At 71.8% G+C, this 24,774-nt stretch carries 21 protein-coding genes; 12 read left to right on the top strand and 9 right to left on the bottom strand.

Annotated features, from left to right (window positions below; genetic code table 11):
* Positions 1 to 1,036, bottom strand: a 1,036-nt coding sequence (locus ACRDSQ_RS18450) for an AAA family ATPase (protein ID WP_431422773.1), incomplete at its 3' end; no start/stop codon positions are given.
* A gap of 580 nt (positions 1,037 to 1,616) precedes the next feature.
* Between ACRDSQ_RS18450 and ACRDSQ_RS18445 the strand changes: the two genes are divergently transcribed.
* Together ACRDSQ_RS18445 and ACRDSQ_RS18440 are read left to right on the top strand one after the other, a co-directional pair.
* A complete protein-coding gene (locus tag ACRDSQ_RS18445) occupies positions 1,617 to 3,800 on the top strand; it encodes a CHAT domain-containing protein (protein ID WP_431422772.1) in 2,184 nt (727 codons plus the stop codon).
* Positions 3,801 to 3,802: 2 nt separating this feature from the next.
* Entirely contained in the window at positions 3,803 to 5,275 is a 1,473-nt protein-coding gene (locus ACRDSQ_RS18440; RefSeq protein WP_431422770.1) for an esterase/lipase family protein, read from the top strand.
* On the opposite strand, the gene ACRDSQ_RS18435 is transcribed toward ACRDSQ_RS18440, so the two are convergent.
* Positions 5,272 to 6,012 carry an SDR family NAD(P)-dependent oxidoreductase gene (locus ACRDSQ_RS18435; RefSeq protein ID WP_431422769.1) on the bottom strand — a complete coding sequence of 247 codons (741 nt, stop codon included), beginning with the start codon at positions 6,010 to 6,012 and terminating at the stop codon, positions 5,272 to 5,274. The genes ACRDSQ_RS18440 and ACRDSQ_RS18435 overlap by 4 nt on opposite strands.
* A gap of 276 nt (positions 6,013 to 6,288) precedes the next feature.
* Here ACRDSQ_RS18435 and ACRDSQ_RS18430 point away from each other — a divergent pair, with 276 nt between their 5' ends.
* The 3 genes from ACRDSQ_RS18430 to ACRDSQ_RS18420 are packed head-to-tail and all read left to right on the top strand — an operon-like array spanning position 6,289 to position 10,222.
* Positions 6,289 to 7,689, top strand: coding sequence for a family 2B encapsulin nanocompartment shell protein (locus tag ACRDSQ_RS18430; RefSeq protein ID WP_431422767.1), 1,401 nt, complete (start codon positions 6,289 to 6,291; stop codon positions 7,687 to 7,689).
* A 37-nt stretch (positions 7,690 to 7,726) separates the two neighbouring features.
* Complete coding sequence (locus ACRDSQ_RS18425) at positions 7,727 to 9,121, top strand: family 2B encapsulin nanocompartment shell protein (RefSeq protein WP_431422766.1); 1,395 nt, start codon at positions 7,727 to 7,729, stop codon at positions 9,119 to 9,121.
* A gap of 60 nt (positions 9,122 to 9,181) precedes the next feature.
* Complete coding sequence (locus ACRDSQ_RS18420; RefSeq protein WP_431422765.1) at positions 9,182 to 10,222, top strand: family 2 encapsulin nanocompartment cargo protein polyprenyl transferase; 1,041 nt, start codon at positions 9,182 to 9,184, stop codon at positions 10,220 to 10,222.
* Positions 10,223 to 10,339: 117 nt separating this feature from the next.
* Here the strand turns inward: ACRDSQ_RS18420 and ACRDSQ_RS18415 are convergent, their stop codons facing one another.
* Genes ACRDSQ_RS18415 through ACRDSQ_RS18385 form a run of 7 tightly spaced genes read right to left on the bottom strand, consistent with a single transcriptional unit; the run spans position 10,340 to position 17,721 of the window.
* Positions 10,340 to 10,783, bottom strand: coding sequence for a carboxymuconolactone decarboxylase family protein (locus tag ACRDSQ_RS18415; RefSeq protein WP_431422764.1), 444 nt, complete (start codon positions 10,781 to 10,783; stop codon positions 10,340 to 10,342).
* Positions 10,780 to 12,360, bottom strand: coding sequence for a class I adenylate-forming enzyme family protein (locus ACRDSQ_RS18410; protein ID WP_431422763.1), 1,581 nt, complete (start codon positions 12,358 to 12,360; stop codon positions 10,780 to 10,782). Before ACRDSQ_RS18410 ends, ACRDSQ_RS18415 begins: the two co-directional genes overlap by 4 nt.
* A complete protein-coding gene (locus ACRDSQ_RS18405; RefSeq protein ID WP_431422762.1) occupies positions 12,357 to 13,145 on the bottom strand; it encodes a class I SAM-dependent methyltransferase in 789 nt (262 codons plus the stop codon). The genes ACRDSQ_RS18410 and ACRDSQ_RS18405 overlap by 4 nt, the downstream gene beginning before the upstream one ends.
* Positions 13,138 to 14,454 (bottom strand): protoporphyrinogen/coproporphyrinogen oxidase, encoded by a 1,317-nt coding sequence (locus tag ACRDSQ_RS18400; RefSeq protein WP_431422761.1) that lies wholly within the window; start codon positions 14,452 to 14,454, stop codon positions 13,138 to 13,140. The genes ACRDSQ_RS18405 and ACRDSQ_RS18400 overlap by 8 nt, the downstream gene beginning before the upstream one ends.
* Complete coding sequence (locus tag ACRDSQ_RS18395) at positions 14,451 to 15,389, bottom strand: UbiA family prenyltransferase (RefSeq protein WP_431422760.1); 939 nt, start codon at positions 15,387 to 15,389, stop codon at positions 14,451 to 14,453. Before ACRDSQ_RS18395 ends, ACRDSQ_RS18400 begins: the two co-directional genes overlap by 4 nt.
* On the bottom strand, positions 15,386 to 16,510 hold the full coding sequence (locus tag ACRDSQ_RS18390) for a DegT/DnrJ/EryC1/StrS family aminotransferase (RefSeq protein ID WP_431422758.1): 1,125 nt from the start codon (positions 16,508 to 16,510) through the stop codon (positions 15,386 to 15,388). The genes ACRDSQ_RS18395 and ACRDSQ_RS18390 overlap by 4 nt, the downstream gene beginning before the upstream one ends.
* Positions 16,507 to 17,721, bottom strand: a complete 1,215-nt coding sequence (locus ACRDSQ_RS18385; protein WP_431422757.1) for a DegT/DnrJ/EryC1/StrS family aminotransferase — start codon at positions 17,719 to 17,721, stop codon at positions 16,507 to 16,509. Before ACRDSQ_RS18385 ends, ACRDSQ_RS18390 begins: the two co-directional genes overlap by 4 nt.
* 217 nt (positions 17,722 to 17,938) lie before the next feature.
* On the opposite strand from ACRDSQ_RS18385, the gene ACRDSQ_RS18380 reads away from it, so the two are divergent.
* From ACRDSQ_RS18380 to ACRDSQ_RS18350, 7 genes are all read left to right on the top strand, one after another.
* Positions 17,939 to 18,916, top strand: a complete 978-nt coding sequence (locus tag ACRDSQ_RS18380) for a Gfo/Idh/MocA family oxidoreductase (protein WP_431422755.1) — start codon at positions 17,939 to 17,941, stop codon at positions 18,914 to 18,916.
* Positions 18,916 to 19,752, top strand: coding sequence for a sugar phosphate isomerase/epimerase family protein (locus ACRDSQ_RS18375; protein ID WP_431422754.1), 837 nt, complete (start codon positions 18,916 to 18,918; stop codon positions 19,750 to 19,752). The genes ACRDSQ_RS18380 and ACRDSQ_RS18375 overlap by 1 nt, the downstream gene beginning before the upstream one ends.
* Positions 19,739 to 21,031, top strand: a complete 1,293-nt coding sequence (locus ACRDSQ_RS18370) for a M20/M25/M40 family metallo-hydrolase (protein ID WP_431422752.1) — start codon at positions 19,739 to 19,741, stop codon at positions 21,029 to 21,031. The genes ACRDSQ_RS18375 and ACRDSQ_RS18370 overlap by 14 nt, the downstream gene beginning before the upstream one ends.
* On the top strand, positions 21,018 to 22,139 hold the full coding sequence (locus tag ACRDSQ_RS18365; protein WP_431422750.1) for an Ldh family oxidoreductase: 1,122 nt from the start codon (positions 21,018 to 21,020) through the stop codon (positions 22,137 to 22,139). Before ACRDSQ_RS18370 ends, ACRDSQ_RS18365 begins: the two co-directional genes overlap by 14 nt.
* Positions 22,139 to 23,047, top strand: coding sequence for a Gfo/Idh/MocA family protein (locus tag ACRDSQ_RS18360; RefSeq protein WP_431422748.1), 909 nt, complete (start codon positions 22,139 to 22,141; stop codon positions 23,045 to 23,047). Before ACRDSQ_RS18365 ends, ACRDSQ_RS18360 begins: the two co-directional genes overlap by 1 nt.
* The gene (locus tag ACRDSQ_RS18355) at positions 23,041 to 23,448 is read left to right on the top strand and encodes a DUF6917 domain-containing protein (RefSeq protein WP_431422747.1); all 408 of its coding nucleotides are present in this window, start codon (positions 23,041 to 23,043) and stop codon (positions 23,446 to 23,448) included. Before ACRDSQ_RS18360 ends, ACRDSQ_RS18355 begins: the two co-directional genes overlap by 7 nt.
* Positions 23,445 to 24,774: FAD-dependent oxidoreductase (locus ACRDSQ_RS18350; RefSeq protein ID WP_431422745.1), on the top strand; the 1,330-nt coding region annotated here is incomplete at its 3' end. The genes ACRDSQ_RS18355 and ACRDSQ_RS18350, both read left to right, overlap by 4 nt.

Genomic DNA, 24,774 nt, shown 5'->3' with positions numbered 1-24,774 from the left:
GGGCCAGCCCGCGCAGGACGGCCGCGCGGGCCACGGGGTGGCGGAACCGGCCGCCGTCGAGCAGCCCAGCGGTCTCCATGACCTCCAGCACGTGGGCGGCGGTGTCCGCGCCCATGTCCAGCAGCTTGCCGAGCATCGCGGCGCTTCCGGCGTCGCCGAGCAGGGCGAGCCCGCGCGCGACCTCGAGCATCGCCGGTTCCCAGCGGTGCAGGCAGGCGATGACGGCCTGGTCGTAGGCCTGGCCGACGGCCATCTCCTTCTCCCGGCCCGCCCCGGACCGCACCTCGGCGCGGTAGTCCTCGATCAGGGCGTGCGCGAGCAGCGGGTTGCCGCCGCTCAGCGCGTGGTGCACGGGGGCCAGCGCCCGGGCGGCGATCGGGTCGAGCTCGACCCGGATCAGTTCCTCGACGCCGCGCTTGGACAGCGCGGCCAGCCGCAGGTGCGTGGTGTTGGGCTGGCGGGTCACCTCGGCGCGGAACACCGCGCGGGTGGGCCTGGGCAGCGCCCACTCGGTCAGGACGACCATGACACGAGCGAAGCGCATCCGGCGCAGGACATAGAGCAGGGCTTGCAGGGACGGCGCGTCGGCGAACTGGACATCGTCCACGGCGACGACAACGGGCTGCCGCCTGCCCGCCTCCGTCAACGCGGCGCAGAGGCCCTCCAGGACCACCGCGCGTGACCGGCCGATCGAGACCTGGTCGGGCTTCGCCGGAGCCGACACGGCGGGCTCAGCCGTGGCCTCGTCGCCCGCGAGCAGGCAGGCGACGGTCTCGGCCACGGCCTCGGTTAAACCGGGGCCGCTGAACAACTGCTTCAGGACCCCGAACGGCAGGCTGTGCTCGGCGCGCGAACCGGTGGCGGTCAACACGGTCGCGCCCTTGCCCCTGGCGTGTTCGGCGAAGGTGTGCAGAAGTTCGGTCTTGCCGCTGGCGACCCCACCGCTGATAAGTGCGACCTGCCCCCGGTCGCGTGCGCACTCGGCGAACAGCCGATTCAGCGTTTTCAGTTCCTCGTTGCGTTCGACCAGCGCCATCCGTCGCCCTCCCCTGCGAGGGACGCGGCCGGGCAGCCCGCGCAAGAGCCCAGTCGCGTCACTCATCGTGACCATATTTTGCCGTTGCCCCACGGTCGACCCTGAATCTAACGGCATTTCCGCGCATTGTGGAAGGTTCGCCAAGTGAAGGCTGGAACAATGCGAGGTCCAGCGCCCGCACCGGGTTCAGGGTGACCCATTCGGCCCATCGGACTGCCCCCGCGGCCGGACAACACCCGGCCGGGTTTGCGGGTTCGCAAGGGCTTTCGCCGGGCCTGCCCGCACTGCCGGAGAGACGGGTGGACCCGTTGCTCCACATGGGAAGGATCGTTGGCCAGTTTCCAACAGCAAACATCAAGACGAGATCAAGTCCGGTGTGGACACCGTTGCTGCATCCGGCTCAACCGGACACCGAGTGGCCTATCGAGCACCGCCGACACACCCTTCCCCGCCGCCCGATCGCTGACTGTGCGTGACTGGCGAAGGCGAGCGATTCGTCAATTCGGGGGGCACACCCAAAGGGCCATCGAAGTCACGCAACTGACTACGTTGACGACTAACAGTGCGGGAGGGTTGGGTCATGCGGTATTCGGAGCGGGAGCGGCTGATCAGCGCCCTGGCCGCTGGACGGCACACCGACGCGGTCGCGGTGCTCCGCTCCCTGCCCAAGCTCGGCCTGTGGTCCCGCGGACGGGCCAGGCGCCTGCGCCAAGCCGTCATCGACGCGGTGGCCCGCAACGTCCCGCCGTGGTCGATCGTGACCATGCTCGGTGGCCACGACACCGATGTGGTGGTCGCTGCGATGACGCCGCTGATCACCGACAGCCCCAATCCGGGGCTCGCCGCGCACTTCCTGCTCACCGCCCTGCAGATGCAACCCGGCGACAGCGTCCCCCCTCGGCCCTGGCCGGGCGACCGCTGGTCCCAGACCGGTCCACCCCACCCGCCGATCGGCACGAAGCCCGGCATGGACAAGCCGTGGGAGCACACCCGACCGGTCGGCTCGAATCCCTCCTACGGGGGTCCGGCCCAGACGTCGCAGCGGCCGAGACCAGATCTCACGACGGGTGGCGATAACTCTCCGAGTACGGGCAAATGGTGGGCACCGTGGCTCGAACGGCCCGCGAAGCCCCACCCTGGGCACACCGTCACGCCCGGCGACCCGCCCGACGACGTCGAGCCGTTCGAGGACTTCTCCACCGGCCCGCCGAGCGCGCGCGAGGTGTGGCCGACCCTGGAGTGTCCGGCGTCGGTCGACATCGATGTGCAGTTCGACCTCACCGTCGGCATCGGCCCGAAACAGGACATGGCGCTGCTCGGCACCGGTCCCATCACCCTGCCGGAGCAGCAGGTGCGGCTGGAGATCGTGCTGATGTACGACCCGACCGCGTTCGCCCCGGTCGGCTGGTCGAACCCGGTCATCCTGACCGTCGGTCCGGAGAACCCGTATCCGGTGGCCACGCTGCGGATGACGGCGCTGCGCGGGGAAAGCCTGCGCTCCCGGCGCGACATCGGCGCCTCGTTCTACGTCGACGGCGGGCTGCGCGGCTATGCCGCGCGCGGCATAGAGGTCACCGGAACGCCGTCGGGCTCCGTGCCGCTCTTCGGCGGCGCGATGCTCGACATCGGCCCGCTGCTCAAGCACGAGGCGCCCGACCTGGTCGTCGTCGTCGAGCGCGGCGAGGACCTGCGCGGCCAGACGCTGCTGTGGAGCACCAGGACCTCGGTTCCCGGTGTGGCCTCGGCGCCGGGTCCGTATCGCAGCGAGATCGGCGAGGACCCCGCGGCGTTCGCCCGCCGGGTGCGGCTCGACGTCGGCGCGTTCGGTGGCGACGCGCGCGGCAGCACCCTGAAACTCATCGGCGTCGGCCGGGCCATCGCCGACCACATCCCCGACGAGGTCAGCGCCGCGCTGAACGCGGTCAGCGCGGCCCGCCACCCCGACCCCGCCACCGTGCTGCTGCTCAGCTCCGAGCCGCACGTGCCGTGGGAACTGGCGGTGCTCGACCCGCAGCCGGCCGTCGGCAGCCCGTTCCTCGGCGCGCGCATGGCGATCGGGCGCTGGGTGCTCGCCCGGAAGCGGCCGCGCCCGACCCCGCCCACGGAGGTTCGCGCCGACCGGCACATCGTGGTCACCGCGCGCTACGAGGGTGTGCCCGGGTGGGCGCGGCTGCCGCACGCCGAGGCCGAGGCGGAGCGGCTGCGCCTGACCTACCCGCCCGCCGTGGAGGTCCAGCCGCTGCACTCGGCGGTGCTCGACTGCCTGGAGGCGGGGCCCGACGGCGGCGTCCTGCATTTCGCGCTGCACGGCAAGTACGACCCCGAGAACGCCCAGGACGGCCTGGTCCTGCTGGCGCCGTCGGAGGCCAACCCGGACCGGCTGGTCCCCCGGTTCCTGCAGCCGGACCAGGTCTCCGCGATGGCGTTCAGCTCCTCGCCGTTCGTCTTCCTCAACGCCTGTCAGGTCGGCGCGGCGGGCGAGGTGCTCGGCGACTATTCCGGGCTGGCGAAGGCTTTCCTGGCGGCGGGCGCGGCGGGCGTCGTCGCTCCACTGTGGAATGTCAACGACGAGGCGGCCAGCACGCTGGCGACCGCGTTCTACCGGGACGCCTACGGCCCGCAGGCGCTGGCGCCCGCGGAGATCCTGCGCCGGGCCCGCGCCGAGGTCTCCCGTGAGCACTACCCGATCTGGCCGGCGACCACGCTGGCCTACCAGTTCTTCGGACACCCGCGGCTGCGGCTGCGGCGCGATCAAGGGGCATGACCATGGCTGAACCGCTGCGGCCGGACGGAACCGAAGTGCGGGTGGGCGACGTCGTCGTCGTCTCGCCGGGGCTCACCGGGCAGGTCGAGGTGCTGTTGCCGGGCACCGACGGCATGCGCGGCGCCGAGGACGCGCGCCTCGCCCTGTTGCGGGCGCTGGCGCGCTGCGACTTCACCGAGCAGCTGTCGGTGCGCGTGATCGATCCGGTGGAGGTCCCCGAACTCGCCTCCGGTGCGAGCCGGTCGACCAGCCTCGGCGAGCCCGCGATCAGCGTCGAGGTCCCCGGGCCCGGGTCCGGTCTCGGCCAGGTCGTGCTCGCCGCGGACGAGGAAGGCGCGCTGAGCTGGCACCTGCCCGACGACGTGCCGACGGACGAGGTGCCCAGCCGGGGCGGCGACCGCCGCACGTACACGTTCCGCCGGGCCGTCGCGCCGGCCGCGGAGCCCGGCGGTTCCCGCGGGCTGATCGGGGCGATCGGCTCGAAGTTGTTGAAGGTCTTGGTGTTCCCGCTCATCGACCCCGTGCTGGGCAAGGTCGGCGACCACTTCGCCGGGCGGTGGGAGCAGAAGAACCGGGGTGTGCGCCTGCGTGACTTCGTCGACCACCGGGTCGCGGAAGCGGGTCCGGTCGACTGGCAGGCCCTCGGCGCCGGTCCCGCGCTGCTGTTCGTGCACGGAACCGCGAGCCAGAGTCACACCGGTTTCCACGGTGTGGCACCGGAAACGCTGGGCGCGATCTCGGCCCGCTACGGCGGACGGGTCTTCGCCTACGACCACCACACGCTCGCGGTCGACCCGGTGGCGAACGCGCGGTGGCTGGTCGAGCAGATCCCGGCGGGGGCCGGGCTGACCGTCGACATCGTGGCGCACTCGCGTGGCGGGCTGGTCGCGCGCGCACTGTGCGAACTGGCCGACGAGGTCGGTCTGAGCGCGGACCGGATGACGGTGCGCACGCTCGTCATGGTCGCCACGCCCAACGCGGGCACCCCGCTGTGCTCGCCGTCGAACATCACCGCCTGGCTCGACCGGATGACCAACCTGCTGCAATGGGTGCCGGACAACGGCCTTACCGACGCGCTGGACATAGTCCTGACCGTCGCCAAGCAGGTCGCGGTCGGCGCGTTCCGGGGTCTCGACGGGCTGACAGCCATGGACCCCGAGGGCCAGTTCCTGGTGGAGCGCCTCAACAAGCCCGCCGAGCACTCGGTGACCTACCGGGCCGTGGCGTCGAACTACGAGCCGATCCAGGGTTCCGGCCTGCTGCGCAGCGCGCGCAACGCCTCGACCGACGTGGTGTTCGGGCTGGCGCCCAACGACTTGGTCGTGCCCACCGAAGGCGTCTACGCGGCCAACGGCGCGAGCGCGTTCCCGATCGCGGACCCGCAGGTCTTCGAGGCCGCCGACGGCATCGACCACAGCGGCTTCTGGCCCGACAAGCGCCTCGTCGTCGCGTTCGACCGCTGGCTCGTGGGCTAGCGCGGCAGCTTTCGCCACACGGCGCGCGGCAGCACGCGCATGACCGCGAAGACCGGTCGCAGGACAGCGGGAACCCATACCTCGCCGCGCCTGCCCGCGAGCGCGCGCACGGTGGCGGCGGCAACCTGGTCCGGGGTGCTGGAGAACGGCGCGGGCGACATTCCCTCCGTCATCCGGCCGACAACGAAACCGGGGCGGACCAAGAGCAGCCGCACACCGCTGCCGTGCAGCGCGTCGGCCAGCCCCGAGGCGAACCCGTCCAAACCCGCTTTCGCCGAGCCGTAGACGTAATTGGCCCGCCGGACCCGCACGCCCGCCACCGAGGAGAAAACGACGACGGTGCCACTTCCCTGTTGTCGCAAAAGGTTTGCGATATGGGTGAGGACGCTGACATGCGCCACATAGTCGGTATGCACCACGCGGACCGCGTGCGCGGAATCCTGTTCGGCGGTTTTCTGGTCACCGAGGATCCCGAAAGCCACAACGATCGTGTCGATCGGGCCGTGCCCGCGGGTGATGTCGGCGAGCAGCGGCTCGTGCGAAGCGAGGTCGTCGGCGTCGAACTCCACCCGGTCGACGGTCGTCGCCCCCGCCGCGCGCAGCGTCCGCTCCTCGACTTCCAGGTCGTCGCTACGGCGCGCGGCCAGCACGACCGTGCGGGCGCCGCGCTCGACCAGCATCCGGGCCACGGCGACACCGATCTCACTGCGGCCACCCAAGATCACCAACGGTCCCATTCCGCCAGTCTGCCGGTGGCCCCTCGGGCGCGACACGCCGGGCGGGCCGGACGCGCCGACATGATCGAGTGAAAGATCGACTCTCGACTACTGCAAGTCGATGATATGTACCGCATCGGGTGGACTTCATCGGGTTATCACCATCCCATTCGGGGACTGTCGGGTGACTGCGCCCCGGTGCTAACTTCGAAACGTCGGCAGCCCGCGAATTCGGCCGACGTCCCCCGGACACCTCCTTCATTTCCCATGCCTTGAACAGGATTGGCGGTACCAGTCGTGACCGAGACAGTGCATCCCCTCAACCCTGCCCGGCCGGAGGCCGCACAGCAGAGCTTGAGCACTGCGGCGGCGCGCAATCTCGCGACCACAACGAAATCCGCGCCGCAGATGCAGGAGATCACCTCCCGGTGGCTGCTGCGGAAACTGCCGTGGGTGCAGGTCACCGGTGGTACGTACCGCGTCAACCAGCGGCGCAGCTACACCGTGGGCGACGGCCGCATCGCGGTCGACCGGTCGGGCGCCACCGCCCGCGTGGTCGCGGGCGACCTGCGCGAATTGGCCTGTCTGCGCGACTTCGAGGACGACGACGTGCTCGGCGCGCTCGCGGGCCTGTTCACACAGGAGGAGTACGCCGCGGGCGACACGATCGTGGAGTGGGGGCACGCCGAAGACCGGTTCCTCGTCCTCGCCCACGGGCGTGCCGAACAGCGGGCCGCGGGCGAGTACGACGACGAGGCCGTGGTGGGTGTCCTCGCCGACGGCGAGTACTTCGACCAGTGGGGTCTGGTCGACGAGCGGATCTGGGACTACAGCGTCCGCGCGGTCACCACGTGCACCGTGCTGGCCCTGCGCCGATCGGACTTCCAGGCGCTGGCCGACCGGGCGCCTGGCCTGCGCGCCCACCTCGACGCGTTCGCGGCCGACGACGCGCAGGGGCGCGACGGCGAGGTCCCGATCAACCTCGCGGCGGGCCACACGGGCGAGGTCGAACTGCCCGGCACCTACGTCGACTACCAGGACGCCCCACGCGAATACGACCTGAGCGTCGCGCAGACCGTCCTCAAGGTGCACACCCGCGTCGCCGATCTCTACAACCAGCCGATGGACCAGGTCGGCGAACAGCTCCGCCTGACCATCGAGGCGCTGCGCGAGCGCCAGGAACACGAGCTGATCAACAACTCCGAGTTCGGCCTGCTGAACAACGCCGACGCCAAGCAGCGCATCCATTCCCGCACCGGGGCGCCGACGCCCGACGACATGGACGAGCTGCTGGCCAAGGTGTGGAAGGACCCTGAGTTCATCCTCGCCCACCCCCGCGCGATCGCCGCCTTCGGCCGCGAGTGCAGCAAGCGCGGGATCTACCCGGCCGGCGTCGACATGAACGGCCACCAAGTGCCGTCGTGGCGCGGCATTCCGGTGCTGCCCTGCAACAAGATCCCGATCAGCGACACCCGCACCACGTCGATCCTGCTGATGCGCACGGGCGAGCAGAACCAGGGTGTCGTCGGCCTGCACCAGACCGGCATCCCCGACGAGTACGAGCCGAGCCTGTCGGTCCGCTTCATGGGCATCGACGAGAAGGCGATCATCTCCTACCTCGTCAGCGCCTACTACTCCGCCGCCGTCCTCGTCCCGGACGCGCTCGGCGTGCTCGACAACGTCCAAATCGGCCTCTGAACACTCTCGACCCGAACCAGGATTGGCGGATCACACAGTGACCGGCGTACTCGACCCTGCGGCTACAGCACAGCAGAGCCTGAGCACCACCGCGGCCAGGCAACTGGCCACGACCACCAAGTCCGTCCCGCAGATGCAGGAGATCACCTCGCGGTGGCTGCTGCGGATGCTCCCCTGGGTGAACGCCGCGGGCGCCGCCTACCGGGTCAACCGGCGCCTGAGCTACACGGTCGGCGACGGGCGGCTCACCTTCACCAACGTCGGCGCCGCGATCAGCGTGATCCCCGCCGAACTGCGGGAACTGCCGCTGCTGCGCGGCCTCGCCGACGACGCCACCCTCGACGCGCTCGCGAACCGATTCGTCCAGCGGGAGTTCGCCGCGGGCGAGAACATCGTCACCCAGGGCACGCCGGCGGACGCGGTCCACCTGATCGCGCACGGCAAGGTGACCAAGAGCGGGACCGGCCACTACGGCGACCGGACCGTGCTCGCCGTGATGGCCGACGGAGAGCACTTCGGTAACCACGCGCTGCTCGATTCGAGCGCCGCCTGGGAGTTCACCGTCACGACGGACACCGCCTGCACGATGCTTTCCCTGCCCCGCCAGGAGTTCCTGGCGATGCTCGAACGCTCCGAGCCGCTGCGCGAACACATCGACGCGGTCCGCTCCAACCCGACTGCGGCGCAGAACAAGCACGGCGAAGCCGAGATCGCGATGTCCTCCGGCCACACCGGTGAACCGGACCTGCCCGGCACGTTCGTCGACTACGACGGCGCGCCGCGTGAGTACGAACTCAGCGTCGCCCAGACCGTCCTGCGCGTGCACTCGCGCGTCGCGGATCTCTACAACGACCCGATGAACCAGGTCGAACACCAGCTCCGGCTGACCATCGAGGCGCTGCGCGAACGCCAGGAGTACGAGCTCGTCAACAACCGCGACTTCGGCTTGCTCCACAACGCCGATCTGCGTCAGCGCATCCACACCCGCGCCGGCGCACCGGGTCCCGACGACCTCGACGAGCTGCTGTCGCGCAGGCGCCGGTCCAACTTCTTCCTCGCCCACCCGCGCGCGATCGCCGCGTTCGGCCGGGAATGCACGAAGCTCGGACTCTACCCGTCCACAGTGGAGGTTCAGGGTCGGCCGATGCAGGCCTGGCGCGGGGTTCCCCTGCTGCCCTGCGACAAGATCCCGATCAGTCCCACCAACACGACGTCGATCCTGGTCATGCGCACCGGCGAGTCCGACCAGGGTGTCATCGGCCTGCACCAGACCGGCATCCCCGACGAGTACCAGCCCGGCCTGTCCGTGCGGTTCGCGGGCATCAACGAGAAAGCGATCATCTCCTACCTCGTCAGCGCCTACTACTCCGCCGCCGTCCTCGTGCCGGACGCGCTCGGAGTCCTCGAGAACGTCCAGATCGGCCTGGGCTGACCGGGCCCGACCCCACAAAGCGTCCACAGTGCACCATTAACGAGGAGATCCACCACCACCATGTCCGCCACCGAGGTGATCACCGGCTTCCGCTCCGCACGCGAGGTGCTCGCCCAAAGCCGCACACTGTTGGACCCCGCTCTGCGCGCCGCCGTGGACACGCTCCCCCCGTCCATGCGGCGGATCGCCGGCTATCACTTCGGGTGGTGGGACGAACAAGGCTGGGCGACGACCGCGGACGCGGGCAAGGCGGTCCGCCCGGCGCTGGTGATGACCTCGGCCGAGGCGGTCGGCGGGTCGGCGGCCATGGCCGTCCCCGCCGCCGTCGCGGTCGAGCTCGTGCACAACTTCACGCTGCTGCACGACGACGTCATGGACGGCGACCGCACCCGCAGGCATCGTCCCACGGCGTGGAACGTCTTCGGCTTAGGCCCGGCCATCCTGGCGGGCGACGCCCTGCTGACGTTGGCGTACGACGTCCTCGCGGCCACCGAACACCCGCGAGCCCAGGAGGCCTCCCGCATCATGTCGGCGGCGGTCCTCGCCGTCCAGGAGGGCCAGGCCGCCGACCTGGCCTTCGAGAAACGCGCCGATGTCGGCTTGGCGGAGTGCGTCGGCATGGCCGAGGGCAAGACCGGCGCCCTACTCGGCTGCTCCACCGCGTTGGGCGCCCTCTTCGGCGGCGGCGCCGCCACCCAGGTCGACCACCTGCGCACGTACGGCGAACGGCTCGGCCTGGCATTCCAACTGGTAGACGACCTGCTCGGCATCTGGGGTGACCCGGCGGCCACCGGGAAGCCGGTCTACTCGGACCTCGACAACCGCAAGAAGTCCCTCCCAGTCGTGGCCGCACTGGCCTCGGACACCACAGCGGGACGCGAATTGGCCGCCCTGTACCACCGCCGAACCCCGCTGTCCGCAGCCGACTTGGTGCGGGCCGCGGACCTCATCGACCACACCGGCGCCCGAACCTGGGCCCAAACCCACGCCGACGAAGTCCTCACCGAAGCCCTGCACCACGTCCGATCCGCCAACGTAACCCCCCGAGCCACCGCCGAACTCGACGCGATGGCCCACCTGATCGGCCGCCGAAACCACTGACCGCAGGAACGGAAGGCCAAACAACTCCGCCGGCGCGAATCGGCGATCGAGTCAGCAAGCGAGTTTCCGGTGACCGGATCGTCGGCGTCGCCGCTGGACGGATCGGCTCAGCGCTAGCTACTGCGGCTGCAGTTCGGCCGTCACAGCCAGCCGGTTGAAGGCGTTCACCACCGTGATCGCCCAGATCAGCTGCGCGAGCTGGTCCTTGTCGAACTCCTCCTCAGCCCGCTGGTACACCTCCTCCGGCACCCGCCTCTCCGACAGCAGCGTCACCGACTCCGCCAACGCCAGCGCGGCTCGTTCTCGGTCTGAGAAGAAAGGGGTTCCGGCCCAGACGCTCAACGCGTGCAGCCGGCGCGGGGTTTCGCCTGCTTCGACGGCTGCGGTCGAGTGCAGGTCCACGCAGAAGGCGCAGCCGTTCAGTTGGGAGGAGCGGGTTCTGACCAGTTCCAGCAGCGAGCGTTCCAACCCCGCCTCGATCGCCTGCTTGTCGACCGCGACGTGCAGGTCCATGAGCCTGCGGTACAGGTCCGGGGCGAGTGTTGTGGGTTGGATTCTCATGTCCAGCGGCCCGTTCCGAAGGTGTCGTTGCCTCGTCTGATCAGCGTGCGTAGTTCCATCCGGCGGACCTTGCCCGTTCCGGTGCGCGGGACCTCGTCCCACGTCATCATCACGGGATCCGCCAGGGCTGGAAGGTCCCGTACCGCGTGGTTCCACTCGGCTTGGTTGACGCCGTTGGTGACCAACACCGGCACCGGCAGCTGCCCAGGCGTGCCGAGCACCACGCATTCGGCGACGGCGGGCAGGCGGTCCTCGATGACGTCTTCGAGTTCGACGCAGCTTTGGCCCGGGATGACGTCGACTTCCCGGTCCAGCAACAGGTATGCCCCGGTGCGGGTGCGGACACCGATGTCGCCGGTGTTCCACCATCCGTCGTTCACCTTGGCCTGCCAGCGTTCCTGCTCACCCACGTACCCCAGGCACCGCACCGGCGTGCGGGCCAGCACCAGGCCTGGCCTGCCGGTGGGCACCGGTTGGAACGTCCGCGGATCGACCACGCGCAGGCGGACGCGGCCCGGAGCCGGCCTGCCGAGGTTGCGGGTGGAGGGGTGGCGGGCTTCGCGGTGGGCCACAGACCGGCGGGTCAGAAAGCGGAACGTGAGGGGGCCCGTCTCGGTCTGCCCCCAGACCTGCACCCACAGCGGCCTGCGGGCGGTCGCGTCGAGGAAGGTGCGGACCGTCGGCGGGTGCACCGCGTCGAAAGTGCTGACGTACAGGCGGACGTCGCGGAACGGGTTGTCGGGGCGTTGGGCGAGGGGCGTCCAGCGCACGAACGTCGACGGCAGGGCTTCGAGGGTGGTCGGTGGATGCGCGCGCAGGGTGCGTTCGGCGTCGGCGCCGTCGGGGATGATGACCACTTTGCGCGGGGCCAGCCACAGCACACTCGCGGTCCACGGGATCGCCCGGCCATGGCAGAAGGCGATGGACGAGCACACGGTGTCGCTCGGGCGGCTCGACACCACCGGCAGGCGGGTGGCCTCGGTGGCGGACAGACCCTGGACGAGGGTGCGCGTGCTGTGGATGACCAGCTTCGGCGTGCCCGTGGTGCCGGACGTGTGGTTGACCACGAGCGGCTCGTCGACGTCGCGCGGCACCGGCGGCGGGGGCTCCTTGCCCCGCAGGTTCTCCAGGTCCAGCGCGCCCGGGTGCGGACCGTCGAGGGTGAGGGTGCGCCGGGCGAAGCCGAGCAGGTTGGTCTCGTCGTCGCGGGCGCGGCCGAGGACGGCACGCGTGGTCACCAGCAGCGTCGGGTCGAGTCGCTTCAGCAGGAGCTGCAACGTCGACGGCGGCAGGTGGTCGGACAGCAGCGCGGGCACCGCGCCGATCCGCGCGGCGGCGCAGGCGAGCAGCACGTAGTCCCAGTGGTTCTCCTTGACCACCGCCACCCGGTCCCCCGGACACACCCCCGCCGCGTGCAGCCACCCCGCCGCACCGCGCACCAACGCGGCCAGTTGCGGCACCGTGTACTGGGTTCCGTGGTTGGGCGCGATGTCCAGCGGCCTGCTCAGCTCGACGACCGTGCGGACACCACGGTCGACCAGGTCGTCGAACAGGGTGCCGAGGTCGGCGGGCTTCATCGGTCGTCCTTCCTGCCGGTGACTGTGACCATGACCTGGGACAGCCAGCGGTGCCGCGGATCGGCGAGGTCGGACACCGCGAGGTCGATGTCCACATCGGACACCGTGCCGCGCGCGACCATGGCGGGCCGCAGGTGCTCCAGCCACAAGGCGAACCACCGCGCGCCGTCGCTGCCGCCCCGCACGACCTCCGCGCGGCCGTCCGCGTGCACGCTCGACAGTCCCGCCGCCTCCACAAGATCGACATCGAGGAGCCCGCAACGAGGGTGGTAGCCCGCGTCGATCATGACCTCGTACGCCGCGCGTTTGACCAGCGCGTGGAAGTCGCCGTCGACGTGACTGAACAGCGATGTCGTGTCGGTGTCCTCCAGGACCAGGTAGCCGTCGGGCCGCAACGCCCGGCACATCCCGCGCACAGCCGCCGCGCGGTCGCCGACATGCTGCATGACCAGCCGCGCGTGGATGAGGTCGTAGGCGCCCTCGGGCAGCGGGTCGCGGCTGATGTCGAGTTCCCACAGGGCCACGCCGAGCGCACCGAGCCTGCCCAGGCGCGAGATGTCGAGATCGACCGCGGTGACCTCGGCCCCCCGCGCCGCCAGCCAGGCCGCGACGGACCCGCGGCCCGCGCCGACCTCCAGGCAGTGCCACGTCTCGTCGACGCCCAGGTGGCTGAGCTTCTCGATCGTTCCCTTGTCCCACAACGCCTCGCCGTGGGCGAGGCGCTCCTCCTCACGGTCGAACGCCGTGCCGAAGACGTACCGGGTGGGTGCCGCCGCGTCAGCCACGGAGCACCGCCTGCGGGTTGTCCGCCATGATCCGCTGCGCCACCAGTTCGGCGGAGCGCACCGCACCCTCGCTGCTCGGCCGCTGCACGCACCAGTCGCCGGCGTAGTCGATGGACGACACCGGCCGACGGACGAACACCTCGCGCGTGGCCAGCGAGGCGGCGGTCGGCATCGGCAGCCCGTGCCGGAAGCGCACGACCACCGACACCCGGCACGCGGCCGCGAGGTCGGGCAGATAGCGCGCCGCCTGCCGGACCAGCGTCTCGACGACCTCGTCGTTGGACCGCTCCAGCAGCCGCCCCGCACTCTGGCCCGCGAACAGCGTCACCATGCCGCGCCCGGCGGGCACGCGTTCCGGGTGCTTGCGGTCGTCGAGGATGAAGCCCGCGAACGCCGGGTTCTCGACCGCGGGCACCTCCACCGCCCACGACGCGCCGCCCGCGTCGATGGGCCGGTCGAGCAGGCACACCACCTTGACCATCGGCTGGAACTCGCACGCGCGCACAAAATCCGGGGCCCCCGCGTGCAGGTCGACCGCGACGGGCGCGGGCACGCACAGCACGACCTGCCGCGCGGTCAGGACAGTTCCGTCGACGGTGAGACGCGCGCATTCCGGCGTCTGTGTGACTTCCTGGACCGCGACGCCCGTGCTCACCTCGACCCGCGAGGCGAGGGTCCGGGCGAGGGTGTCCATCCCGTCGCGCCAGGTGCGGAACGACCGGGTCGGGCCGACCGCGAGCAGGTGGCTCAGCAGCGGTCCGGCGGCGGCGCGATCGGTGTCCCAGCCGAAGAATCCGCCGCACAGCGGCTGCAGCAGGTAGTCGTGGACGTCGGGGTGGTGCCGCCGGGCGAAGTCGCGAACCGTCGTCACGCCAAGCGGGGTGCGCTCCGGCCGGTCGACGTCGAAGGACCGCTTGCGCGCCGCCGTGGTGGCCATCAGCTTGGCCAGGCTCGCCCGGCCCGCGGCGGTCAGCCCGGCTCCGCTGACCATGCCGCGCGGGTCGCCGACGTGCGGGTGCGGCCTGCCCTCGCGCCACATCGCGAGGTCGCCGCCGATCAGCGGTGTGTCCTTTTCGGACATCCCGAGGTCGCGCATCAGCCGCCAGGTTGCCGGGTAGCCGTGGGTGCCGATCATCTCGGCGCCGGTGTCGATGAGGTAGCCCTCGCGGCGCACGCTGCGCATCCTGCCGCCGACGTGCGCGGCCGACTCGAACACGTGCACCGAGCGTCCGGCCTGGCGCAGCCGGAAGGCAAGGGAGAGCCCGGCGATGCCCGCGCCGACGATGGCGACGTCGAGGTCGGCGGTCATGACCACGCTCCGACCAGGTTGACGGCGATGAGCAGCGCCGCGGTCAGCCGGTGCACGCGCAGGCCGAGCGTGCGCGCGCCGAGCAGGTCGCCCAATCCGATGCCGCGGCGCAGCTGCGCCACCCGCAGGATGATCGCGGGCAGCATCACCAGGGAGAACCACCACGGGGCCGCGCCGAGCCCGGCGGCGGCCACGATCAGCGCGGTCTCGGCGACCGTGAGCCCGGCGATGAACAGCCGGTTCCCGTTCTCCGTGGTCAAAGCGGCCACCGTGGGCCGACCCACCGCCGCGTCACCGGCGGCGTCGCGGGTGTTGGAGTAGACGCCGAACATGAGCGGCCCGAGTCCGAAGAGTACGGCCTGCACGATGCCGAAGGCGCTGACCGTGCCGGTGGCGAACCCGACGGCGCAGAGCACCAGACCGATGCCGAAGCCGGCCAGGAACACCTCCTGCCAGCCGCGGTAGCTGATCTTGAGGCCCCACGAGTACTGGACCGCCGTCACCAGACACAGCGCGGCAAGCCCAATGGTCCACATGAGACTGAATGGTGCGACCAGGGCCGCCAGCACCCAGAACACCGCGCCCACCGCCGCCGCGCACCACCCGAAGCGAACCGCCTCGACCACGGTGATCTCGCCGGTCAGCAACGGCTTGCGGGCGAGCTTTCGGGCAGGCGCGTCCGGCCCGTAGTTCGCGCTGTCGCTGCCGTCGACGAACCCGGTGACGTCGTCGAACGTGACCGCCGAGGCCACCACGAACACCGTGCCGATTCCGAACAGCGCGAGCATCCCGAGCACACTGGGCTGAAACCACGCGGCGGGCCCGATGATCGACCAGGCCAGCGGCAGGGCGAGGTAGTAGTCCCAGACGTCGAGCTTGGCCAGCCGGGCGTAGACCCCCGCCCGGCCCGGCATGACGTCGGTGATCGCCGTCATGGTCGTCCTCCCGGGAAGGCGCAGACCGCGTCGGCGATGTGTTCCACCTGGGCGTCGGTCAGGTGCGGGTAGATGGGCAGCGCCAGGATGCGGGAACCGGCCAGCTCGGCGTGCGGCCAGAACCGGCCGGGGGGCGCGTATTCGGCGAACGCGGGCTGCGCGGGCAGCGGCGAGGGGTAGTAGACGTGCGTGCCGACCCCGTGCTCGGTGAGGTGCCGCTTGAGTTCGTCGCGGCGGTCGGCGAGCAGCGAGTAGACGTAGAAGCAGCGGCCGTCGCGGCCGGTGGGCGGCGGCTGGATCCCGCGCTCGACAAGGCCGCTGAACCGCTCGGTGTAGTAGTCGGCGATCTGCGCGCGGCGTTCGAGCCTGCCCGCCAGCCCGGCGAGCCGGTGCAGTTGGAACTCGGCCATGATCTCGTCGAACCGGCTGTTGAACCCGACCACGTGGTGCACGAACCGGCGCTTGCCGTCCTGGCCGTGGTTGCGCAGCATCCTGACGCGCTGCCCGATCTCCTCGTCGTCGGTGACGACCGCGCCGCCCTCGCCGATCGAGCCGAACGTCTTGACCTGCACGAACGAGAACACACCCGCCTCGCCCCAGCGCCCGGCCGGGATGCCTTCCAGGACGCCGCCCTGGGCGACCGCCGAGTCCTCGATCAGCCGCACGTCGTGCCGGTCGGCCAGCTCGCGCATGGTCGGCATGTCGGCCATCACCGAGAACATGTGCGCGGGCATGATCGCCGCGGTCCGGCCGGTGATCGCCTGCTCGACCTCGTAGGGCTCGACCACCATCGTCCACGGGTGCACATCGGCGAACACCGGCGTCGCGCCGACGTTGACCACCGACGCGGCCAGCGGCGCGCAGCCGAACGCGGGCACCACGACCTCGTCGCCCGGCCCGATGTCCATCGCCCGCAACACCAGCATCAGCGCGGTGGTGCCGCTGCCGCAGGCCACCACGTCGGCCGCGCCGAGTTCGTCGCGCAGCGCCTCCTCGAATCGGGCGGTGCGCTCGCCGAGGATGAACTTCTGCTCCTCGGCCAGCCCGATCCGGCGCACGGTGTCGAGCAGCAGTTCGCGGTCGTCGTCGAACAGGTCGGGCGGGAAGAAGGGAAGGGTCACGGCCTGCTCCCGGTGTAGAAGGCCCGGATCAGCTCGCACACCCGGTCGACCTGGCGCTCGGCCAGGTCGGGGTAGAGCGGCAGCGCGACGGCGTGCGCGCAGGCGGCTTCGGCGTTGGGGAACTCGCCCGCGCGGTGGCCCAGCTCGGCGAAGCAGGGCTGGCGGTGCAGCGCGACGGGGTAGTACGTCTCGGTGGTGACGCCGTTCGCGCTCAGGTGCGCGACCAGGTCGTCGCGGCGCTCGACCTCGATCAGGTACACGTAGAACACCGCGTCGGTCTTGACCTCGCGCTCGACCACGGTCGGCAGCCTGCGCACGCCGGGGCAGCCGGTGAGGCGCTCGGTGTAAGCCGCGGCGAGCTGGGCGCGGCGGGCGATGTCGGCGTCGAGCCTGGTGAGCTTGGCGAGCAGGATGGCTGCCTGGAAGTCGTCCATCTTGCTGTTGAGGCCCGGCAGCGTGGTCTCGTTGCTGATGCCCGGGAAGTGGTCGAGCGTGCGGCCGAACCGGCCGTGGTGGCGCAGCGCGGCAGCGGTCTCGGCGATCCGGTCGTCGTTGGTGATGACCGCGCCCGCGTCGCCCAGTGCGCCGAGGGTCTTGGTCGGGAAGAACGACAGCACACCGCCGACACCCAGCAGTCCCGCGTGGACGCCGTCCCAGCGCATGCCGATCGCCTCGGCGCTGTCCTCCACGACGGTCAGCGCGTACTGCTCGGCGACCTCCGCGATCGCGGACATGTCGGCGAGCTGGCTGAACAGGTGCACCGGCATGATCATCCGGGTGCGGTCGGTGATGGCGTCGGCCGCCGAGGCCGGGTCGATGGCGTAGGTCACCGGGTCGATGTCGGCGAAGGCGGGCCGCCCCTGGGCCAGCGCCACCGAGGACGCCGAGGCGACGAAGCTGAACGCGGGGACGACGACCTCGTCGCCCGGCTGCAGGCCCGCGGCGCGCAGGAGCAGGACAAGAGCGTCGGTGCCGGAGTTGACGCCGATGACGTGCGCGGCGCCGATGCGCTCGGCGAGCACGGCCTCGAACTCGGCGACGAGGTGGCCGTGGGAGTACTTGCCCCGGTCGATGACGGCGTCGAGGTTGGCCTGGGTCAGCGGCCAGAGTTCCGCGAACGACGCGGCCTGGGTGAAGAAGGGGACGGTGTCGCCGGTGGCGCCTGGGGCCTGCGCGGCGGCGGGATCCGCGAACGTCGCGGCGTGCTCCATGCGTGTCCTTTCCGGACTGCGTGTTCTTTCCAGACGCGGTGTTCTTTCCCGACGCGGCTCAGCCCCATTCCAACCTAACCAGACGGCATTCGTTGAACCGCAACGGAAACCAAAGATCACACGGACGTGTGGCGGTGTCGGGTCCGCGTTGACACCGCCCCTGGCCGCCTCCAGTGTTGACGGGCGTCACCCGATCCCGCGCAGGAGGCAGCAACCGATGCTGGGCACGCTCGTCGTGGGACTCGGTCGAGCGGGGATGGAGCTGCACCTACCGGTGCTGCGCCGGCTGCGCCCCGACGCTCCCGTGGTCGTCTTCGACCCCCACCGAACGGCGCGGACCGACGGTGTCACCGTCGCCGACTCGCTGCCGCACGCCGCCCGGCTCATCGACCCGGCGAACACCGTCGTACACCTTTGCACACCGCCGTCCGCCCGGGTCGCCCCGCTGACCGCGCTGACCGAGCTGGGGTTCCGCAAGGTGCTGGTCGAGAAGCCGCTCGCCGCCGACGACCGCGACCTGCGCGAGGTGCTGGCGCTGCGCGCGGCCGCGGGGCTGGACCTGCTGCCGGTCGGCCAGTGGCGGGCCAGCGAACTGACCAGGCGGCTGACCTCGATCCTGCGCGAGCGCGGGCTGGGCAGGCCCCGGTCGATCACCATCGTGCAGAGCAAGCCGCGGTTCACCCGCACCGCGCTCGGCGACGACCACCCCAGCGCGTTCGACGTCGAAGTGCCGCATTCGGTGCTGCTCGCCCTGCTGCTCGCGGGGCCCGCGGAGGTCCTCGGCGCGCAGTGTTCGGACATGCTCCTCGGGGAGAACGTGTACGCCGCACTCGGCGGCGCCGTGCTGCGGCTGAGCCACGCCAGTGGCGTGCGCACCGAGATCCGCACCGATCTCACCTCCCCGGTCCGCGAGCGGCGGGTCACCATCGACCTCGACGGCGGCACCGTGGTCGGCCACTTCGCGGTGAGCGCCGCCGACGACCACGCGCAGCTGCGGGTCAGCACCCAGGGCCAGCAGCTGCGCTCGGTGTTCCGCGACGACTCGCTCGGCGCCTTCCTCGCCCACGCCTACCGGCACTTCGCCGGCGAGGACCGGATCGCCGACGAGCCCGACACCGCCGCCGCGGTCGTCGAGCTGATCAGCGCCGCCAAGCGGCTCGCGGGCATGGCCGTGCCGGAAGGGGCGAGCCGGTGATGTCGCTGCCGGTCCTCGCGGGGATCGGCGACGAAGCCGGACCTGAACTCGCCGACCAGCTGGCCGCCATCGCCGCGCTGGAGTGGGACGCCATCGAACTGCGCACGGTCGGCGGCACCGCGATCGCCGACCTCGACGACCGCGCGTTCGACCTGGTGGCGGCCACGCTCGCCGAGCGCGGCCTGCACACGGTGTGCGTCGACTCCCGCATCGGCGACTGGTCGAGCACGATCACCGGCGACTTCGGCCGCGACCTCGACGAGCTGCGCACGCTCGGCCCCCGCTGCGCCGCGCTGGGCACCCGGTACGTGCGGATCATGTCGTACCCGAACGGCGGGCTGGCCGACGCGGAGTGGGAGCGCCGGGTGCTGCGCCGCGTCCGCGAGCTGGCCGCGCGGGCCGAGCAGCACGGGCTGGTCCTGCTGCACGAGAACTGCGCGGGCTGGGCGGGCGCGAACGCGAAGCACGCGCTGGACCTGCTGGCCGAGGCCGACAGCCCGGCGCTGCGGCTGCTGTTCGACACCGGCAACGGCGTCGCCTACGGGTATTCGGGTCTCGCGATGCTCACCGAGCTGGTCGAGCACGTCGCGCACGTCCACATCAAGGACGGCGCCGAAGGGCTCTTCGGCCCGGCTTGGACCGTCCCCGGCCAGGGCGACGCGAACGTGGCCGCCTGCCTGGACCTGTTGGCCGCCAACGGGTACCAGGGGGCGCTGTCGATCGAGCCGCACCTGGACCTGGTCCCGCACGAGGACGGCGGCGGCACGGGCTCGGCCGACGGGTTCATCGCGGCCGGGCTGGCGCTGGAGTCCCTTCTCTTCGATGCGGACAGATGACGTGGCCGAACTGACCGACGCCGACCACAAACTGTTGGTGCGGCTGCTCGAACTGCCCACGGCCGGTCCGCTGGAGACCGCCGAGCCCGCGCGACTGTGGGACGCCCAGTTCGCCTACGCCGAGTCCGCGCCCGAGTTCGAGGTCCTGCACCACGCCCCCGCCGACCTCTCGGAGCTGCGCAAACCGGACGTCCCGGCCACCGTGCGCGAGGCCGCGCGGCACGCCGGGTTCCTCGACGGGCAGCCGAACCTGGTCCTGCGGCTGGGCGGGGAACGGCCACGCGGGCGCACGGTGATGTTCAACGTGCACCTCGACACCGTCTCCGGCATGGAGCCGGTGTCGTTCGACGGCGAGGTGTTCCGCGGCCGCGGCGCGATCGACGCGAAGGGGCCCGCGGTGGCGCTGCTCGCGGGCATCCGCGACGCCGCCCGCCGTGACCCGCGCATCGGCGGCGACGTGTCGGTGCTGGTCCAGGCCGTGTCCGGTGAGGAGGGCGGCGCGATGGGCACCCTCGGGACCCGGCCGCTCGTCGAACGCGGCCACTTCGGCGCCCTCAACGTCTTCTGCGAGCCGACCGGCCTGCGCTACCTGCCGCGCGCCACCGCGTCGGCCACCGCCCGGGTCCGGGTCGCGGGGTACGGCTCGATCGACGACCGGCCGGGCGACGGGCACAACGCGACCGTCCTGCTCGGCTTCCTGGCCCAGCACCTCGCCGGTGAACTCCGCGGCGACGCGAACGGGCACGCGTGCATCGCGGGCCTGCATACCGGCACGGCGCACAACCGCGTGTACGGCTCAGGCGACCTGCTGGTGAACCTGGCCTACGCCACCGAATCCGCGGGCGCCCGGCTCACCGGCACGCTCGACCGCGCGGTCGCGGGCGGGGTCGAACGGTTCGGCGCCCTGTTCGCCGACCAGCCGGAGTTCGCCCGCACCGCGGCCGAAGCCCGCGCGGTGACCACAGTGGACTGGCTCAAGCGGGGGCTGCCGACGCTGTACGGCGCCGCGCCCGGTCTCGACGCGATCATGGCCGCCGCCGGTGTGCCACGCTGGCCCGACCACGAACCCGCGTTCACGTGTGACGCCATCTGGATGTCCGGGGTGCCCGGTACCGCCACCGCGGTGCTCGGCCCCGGCGACCTCGCCGCCAACAACGCGCACGCCGAAGGCGAATACGCCGCGCTGGCCGACCTGTCGGCGTTCGCCGCGCAGGTCTCGCGGGTGCTGCGCGCCTTCGCCGATGCCCCGACGAGAACGGAACACGATGACCGACCTTGACATCGCGGACATCGCGCCTCCCACGACCCGGGTCCGGGTGCCGCGCGAAGACCTGCTCGCGTTCACCGCGGCGGTCTTCACCGCCAACGGCGTCCCCGCCGGACGCGCGAGAGCGGCGGCGGCGGCGCTGTGTCATGGCGACATCACGGGCGCGGCGTCGCACGGGCTGGCCAACCTGACCCGGATATACCTGCCGCTGCTGTCCTGCGGCCGGTCCCGGCCCGACGCCGAGCCGCGGGTGCTCACCGACCTCGGCGCCACGGTCCTGCTCGACGCCCAAGGCGCGCTTGGCCTGTGGCTGGCGGGGGAGGCGATGGACCTCGCGGCCGAGCGGGCGGCGACGCACGGCATCGGGATGGTGTCGGTGCGCGGCGCGACGCACATCGGCTGCGCGGGTCCGCACGCGCTGCGCGCGGTCGAGCGCGGCATGATCGGCGTGGTCGCGGCCAACTGCGGCCACCAGCGCATCGCCCGCCCACCGGGTGGCCGGGTCCCGATGCTGGGCACCAATCCGCTCAGCGTCGCGGCGCCCGCGGGTGCGAACCCGCCGTTCCTGCTGGACATGAGCACGACCACCGCGCCGACCGGCAAGGTCCGGGCGGCGGCGCGCGCGGGTGAGCCGATCCCGGCGGGCTGGCTCGCCGACGACACCGGCGTCCCCGTGACCGACCCGGCCAGGTTCGACACCGGTGAGGCCCACCTGACGTGGCTGGGCGGGACGGGATCGGCCGAGTACAAGGGTTTCGGGCTGGGGCTGATGGTGGAGGTCCTCGCCGCGCTGGTGCCCGGCGCGGGTCTGGGGCCCGCACCCGCCGCCCTGGCGGCGGACCACGCGCCCGACGACGACATCGGCCTGCTGCTGCTGGCCATCGCGCCCGGCGCGCTGCGCGAGCCCGGCGGATTCCAACGCGACGCCGGTTCGCTGTTCGGGTCCATCCTGGGCTGCCCGCCGCTGCGCCCCGGCGACGCCGTGTCCTACCCCGGCTGCCCCGAGGCGCGCCACGCCGCCGAGTCGGCCGAACTGGGTGTCCCGCTCGACCACGACGTCCACGCCGAGCTGCGGTCGGTCGCCGACCGGTTCGCCCTGCGCCTGCCGGAGGAGTGCTGATGCGGATCGGTGTCGTGGGAGTCGGAGTGATCTCCCGGTTCTACCTGGCGGTGCTGCGCGAGAGCGGGCCGCTGAGCCTGGGCGCGGTGTGCGACGTGCGGCCGGAGGCGCTGGCGCCCTACCGCGAGGAAGTGCCGTGCTGGTCCGACCACCGCGACATGATGGCCGCGGGCGGGCTGGACGCGGTCGTGGTCACGGTGCCCAACGACCGGCACGCCCCGGTGTGCCGCGACCTGCTCGACGCGGGACTGCCGGTGTGCGTGGAGAAACCCCTGGCCATCACCCTCGACGAGGGCCGCGACTTGGCCGAACTCGCCGCCGCCCGCGCGGCCGTGCTGTTCACCGCGTTCCACCGCCGCTACAACGCACGGGTGCGGGCGCTGCTCGACGGACTCCCCGGCGACGTCCCGATCGAGTCCGTGCGGGTCCGCTACCTCGAACGCATCGAGGACCACGTCGGCGGCGACCGCTGGTACCTCGACCCGGCACGCTGCGGCGGCGGGTGCGTGGCCGACAACGGTCCCAACGCCTTCGACCTCGCCCGGCTGTTCCTCGGTCCGCTCACCCTGTCCGATGTCGACGTCCACCGCGACGAGGCCGGGGTGGACCGGCAGGCGGAGATCCGGCTCACGGCGGCGTCCGGGGGCGAGGCGGTCGTGGAACTCGACTGGAGCCACGAGGGCGAGACCAAGGACGTCGAGGTGCGCCTCGCGGACGGCACGGTGCGGCGGGCGGACATGCTCACCGGGTTCCCCGGGTTCAAGCAGTCGCTGTGGCACGAGTACTCCGGGGTGCTGCGGGACTTCGCCCGCGCGGTGCACGTCGGCGGCGAGGACGACGCGGGGCTGTCCGCCCTGGAACTGGTCGACGCGGTGTACCGCGCCGAGCTGAGCGTGCGGGGATGTTGATGATCGAGGACGGCGATAAGCGTTCCGTGGCGGGGGTTCTGGTCAAGGTGCTGGTGCACAGCCGGGACGACCGGGGCATGCGGCTGGAGGAGTTCGCCAGCCGCTGCGTGCGCCAAGGCGAGGTACACGAACTGGTCACCACCGACCACGGCGTCGACGACCCCAGCATCGACCGGGTCGGGTTCCTCGGGTTCACCGAGATCTCCCACGGCGGCGTCATCGACCGCGGCGACGAGGTACGCATCGGCGGCAGGCTCGTCGGCACGGTCCTCGGGTTCGACGCCTGCCACTTCCCGAACCACTACAACATCCTGATCCACCGCGAGACACCGGTGACGGGCCAGGAGATCGCGTTGCGGCCCGAGTCGGCTGTCCGCTTCGTCCAGGCCCCGACCAGATGAGGCGCGTGGTCGTCGCGGGCGGCAGCCTCGCGGGTCTGCTCGCGGCGCGGGTCCTGCACGATGTGGCCGACGAGGTCGTGATCGTCGAGCCCGACGAGCTGCCCGACGGTGCGGCCAACCGGGCGGGCACGCCGCACGGCGACCAGTTCCACGTGCTGCTCGGCCTGGCGCAACAGCTGTTCGCGCACTGGTTCCCGACACTGTTCGACCGCCTCGCGCTCGACGGGGCGGTGGGGTACTCCCACGTGGAGACCCGCATGTTCGTCGACGGCGGGATGCGGCTGCCGGTCCCGGGAGACCCGCTGATGCCGATCATGCGGCCGCTGCTGGAGTGGCATGTGCGCGGCGACGTGCTCAAGCTGCCATCTGTGCGGCTGGTCCGTGACCGGGTGGTCGGCCTGACAGCCGGACTGGGCCGGGTGGACGGTGTCCGCCTCGCATCAGGCGCAAGCGTCGGCACCGCCGACCTCGTCGTCGACGCCACCGGCCGGTCGTCCCGCCTGGGCGACTGGCTGCTGCGGCTGGACTTCGCACCGCCGCCGAAGCGGCGGATGGACCTCGACCTCGGCTACGCGACCACGCTGTACCGGCGATTCCCGCAACAGCGCCTCGACGGCCTGGTGGCGGTCCACTCGCTGCGGTCGGCAGGCTCGGCCGAACCGGGGGTGAGCGTGGTCGCCCCCGCTGGGCCCGACCGGTGGATCTGTTCGGTGTCCGCCTACGGGGCGCAGCGACCGGGCCGGTCGGCGGAGGAGTTCCGGGCGCGCTGCGAACGCGAGCCCGCGGCCGGGTTCGCCGCCCTGGCAAGGGAATGCGAGCCGGCGGGACCGGTGTCGGTCTACCGGTACCCGCACAGCTTCCGGCGGGACTTCCATGAGCTGCACCGGTTCCCGGCGGGTCTGGTCCCGGTGGGTGACGCGGTGGCGTCGTTCAACCCGGTGTACGGGCAGGGAATGCCGTCGGCGGCCCTGCACGCCTCGGCTTTGGGCGCGTGGCTGGCGTCCGGTGAGGACGTCCACGGCTACTTCCGCAGGCTGCGGGTGCTGGTGGACGCCGCTTGGCAGACCTCCGTGGTCGCCGATCTCGCCCTCCCCCACCTCCGCGCCGAACGCCCGCGCGGCCACCGCCTGATGCGGGCGGTGAGCGAAGCCATCGACCGGGCCACCATGAGCGACCCGATCGTGGCCCGCCGCTTCCTCGACGTGGTCAACATGCGCGCCCACCCCCGCGAACTCCTCCGCCCCACCCTCCTCACCCGCGCCTTCCTCTCCCCCACCCCACACCCGCGAGTCCCCACCCCCCGACACCGACTTCCCACTTCAGGAC

Source organism: Actinokineospora sp., from assembly GCF_050699995.1.
In the GTDB taxonomy this organism is placed as follows: Bacteria; Actinomycetota; Actinomycetes; order Mycobacteriales; family Pseudonocardiaceae; genus Actinokineospora.
The sequence above is the reverse complement of the archived record's forward strand: the minus strand, read 5'-3'. Positions and strand labels throughout refer to the sequence as shown.

Bases quoted from the DNA above. Each gene is read 5' to 3' on its own strand.
- ACRDSQ_RS18445 (WP_431422772.1), top strand. From the start codon at position 1,617: ATGCGGTATTCGGAGCGGGAGCGGCTGATCAGCGCCCTGGCCGCTGGA.
- ACRDSQ_RS18440 (WP_431422770.1), top strand. From the start codon at position 3,803: ATGGCTGAACCGCTGCGGCCGGACGGAACCGAAGTGCGGGTGGGCGAC.
- ACRDSQ_RS18435 (WP_431422769.1), bottom strand. From the start codon at position 6,012: ATGGGACCGTTGGTGATCTTGGGTGGCCGCAGTGAGATCGGTGTCGCC.
- ACRDSQ_RS18420 (WP_431422765.1), top strand. From the start codon at position 9,182: ATGTCCGCCACCGAGGTGATCACCGGCTTCCGCTCCGCACGCGAGGTG.
- ACRDSQ_RS18415 (WP_431422764.1), bottom strand. From the start codon at position 10,783: ATGAGAATCCAACCCACAACACTCGCCCCGGACCTGTACCGCAGGCTC.
- ACRDSQ_RS18410 (WP_431422763.1), bottom strand. From the start codon at position 12,360: ATGAAGCCCGCCGACCTCGGCACCCTGTTCGACGACCTGGTCGACCGT.
- ACRDSQ_RS18400 (WP_431422761.1), bottom strand. From the start codon at position 14,454: ATGACCGCCGACCTCGACGTCGCCATCGTCGGCGCGGGCATCGCCGGG.
- ACRDSQ_RS18395 (WP_431422760.1), bottom strand. From the start codon at position 15,389: ATGACGGCGATCACCGACGTCATGCCGGGCCGGGCGGGGGTCTACGCC.
- ACRDSQ_RS18385 (WP_431422757.1), bottom strand. From the start codon at position 17,721: ATGGAGCACGCCGCGACGTTCGCGGATCCCGCCGCCGCGCAGGCCCCA.
- ACRDSQ_RS18380 (WP_431422755.1), top strand. From the start codon at position 17,939: ATGCTGGGCACGCTCGTCGTGGGACTCGGTCGAGCGGGGATGGAGCTG.
- ACRDSQ_RS18375 (WP_431422754.1), top strand. From the start codon at position 18,916: ATGTCGCTGCCGGTCCTCGCGGGGATCGGCGACGAAGCCGGACCTGAA.
- ACRDSQ_RS18370 (WP_431422752.1), top strand. From the start codon at position 19,739: ATGCGGACAGATGACGTGGCCGAACTGACCGACGCCGACCACAAACTG.
- ACRDSQ_RS18365 (WP_431422750.1), top strand. From the start codon at position 21,018: ATGACCGACCTTGACATCGCGGACATCGCGCCTCCCACGACCCGGGTC.
- ACRDSQ_RS18360 (WP_431422748.1), top strand. From the start codon at position 22,139: ATGCGGATCGGTGTCGTGGGAGTCGGAGTGATCTCCCGGTTCTACCTG.
- ACRDSQ_RS18355 (WP_431422747.1), top strand. From the start codon at position 23,041: ATGTTGATGATCGAGGACGGCGATAAGCGTTCCGTGGCGGGGGTTCTG.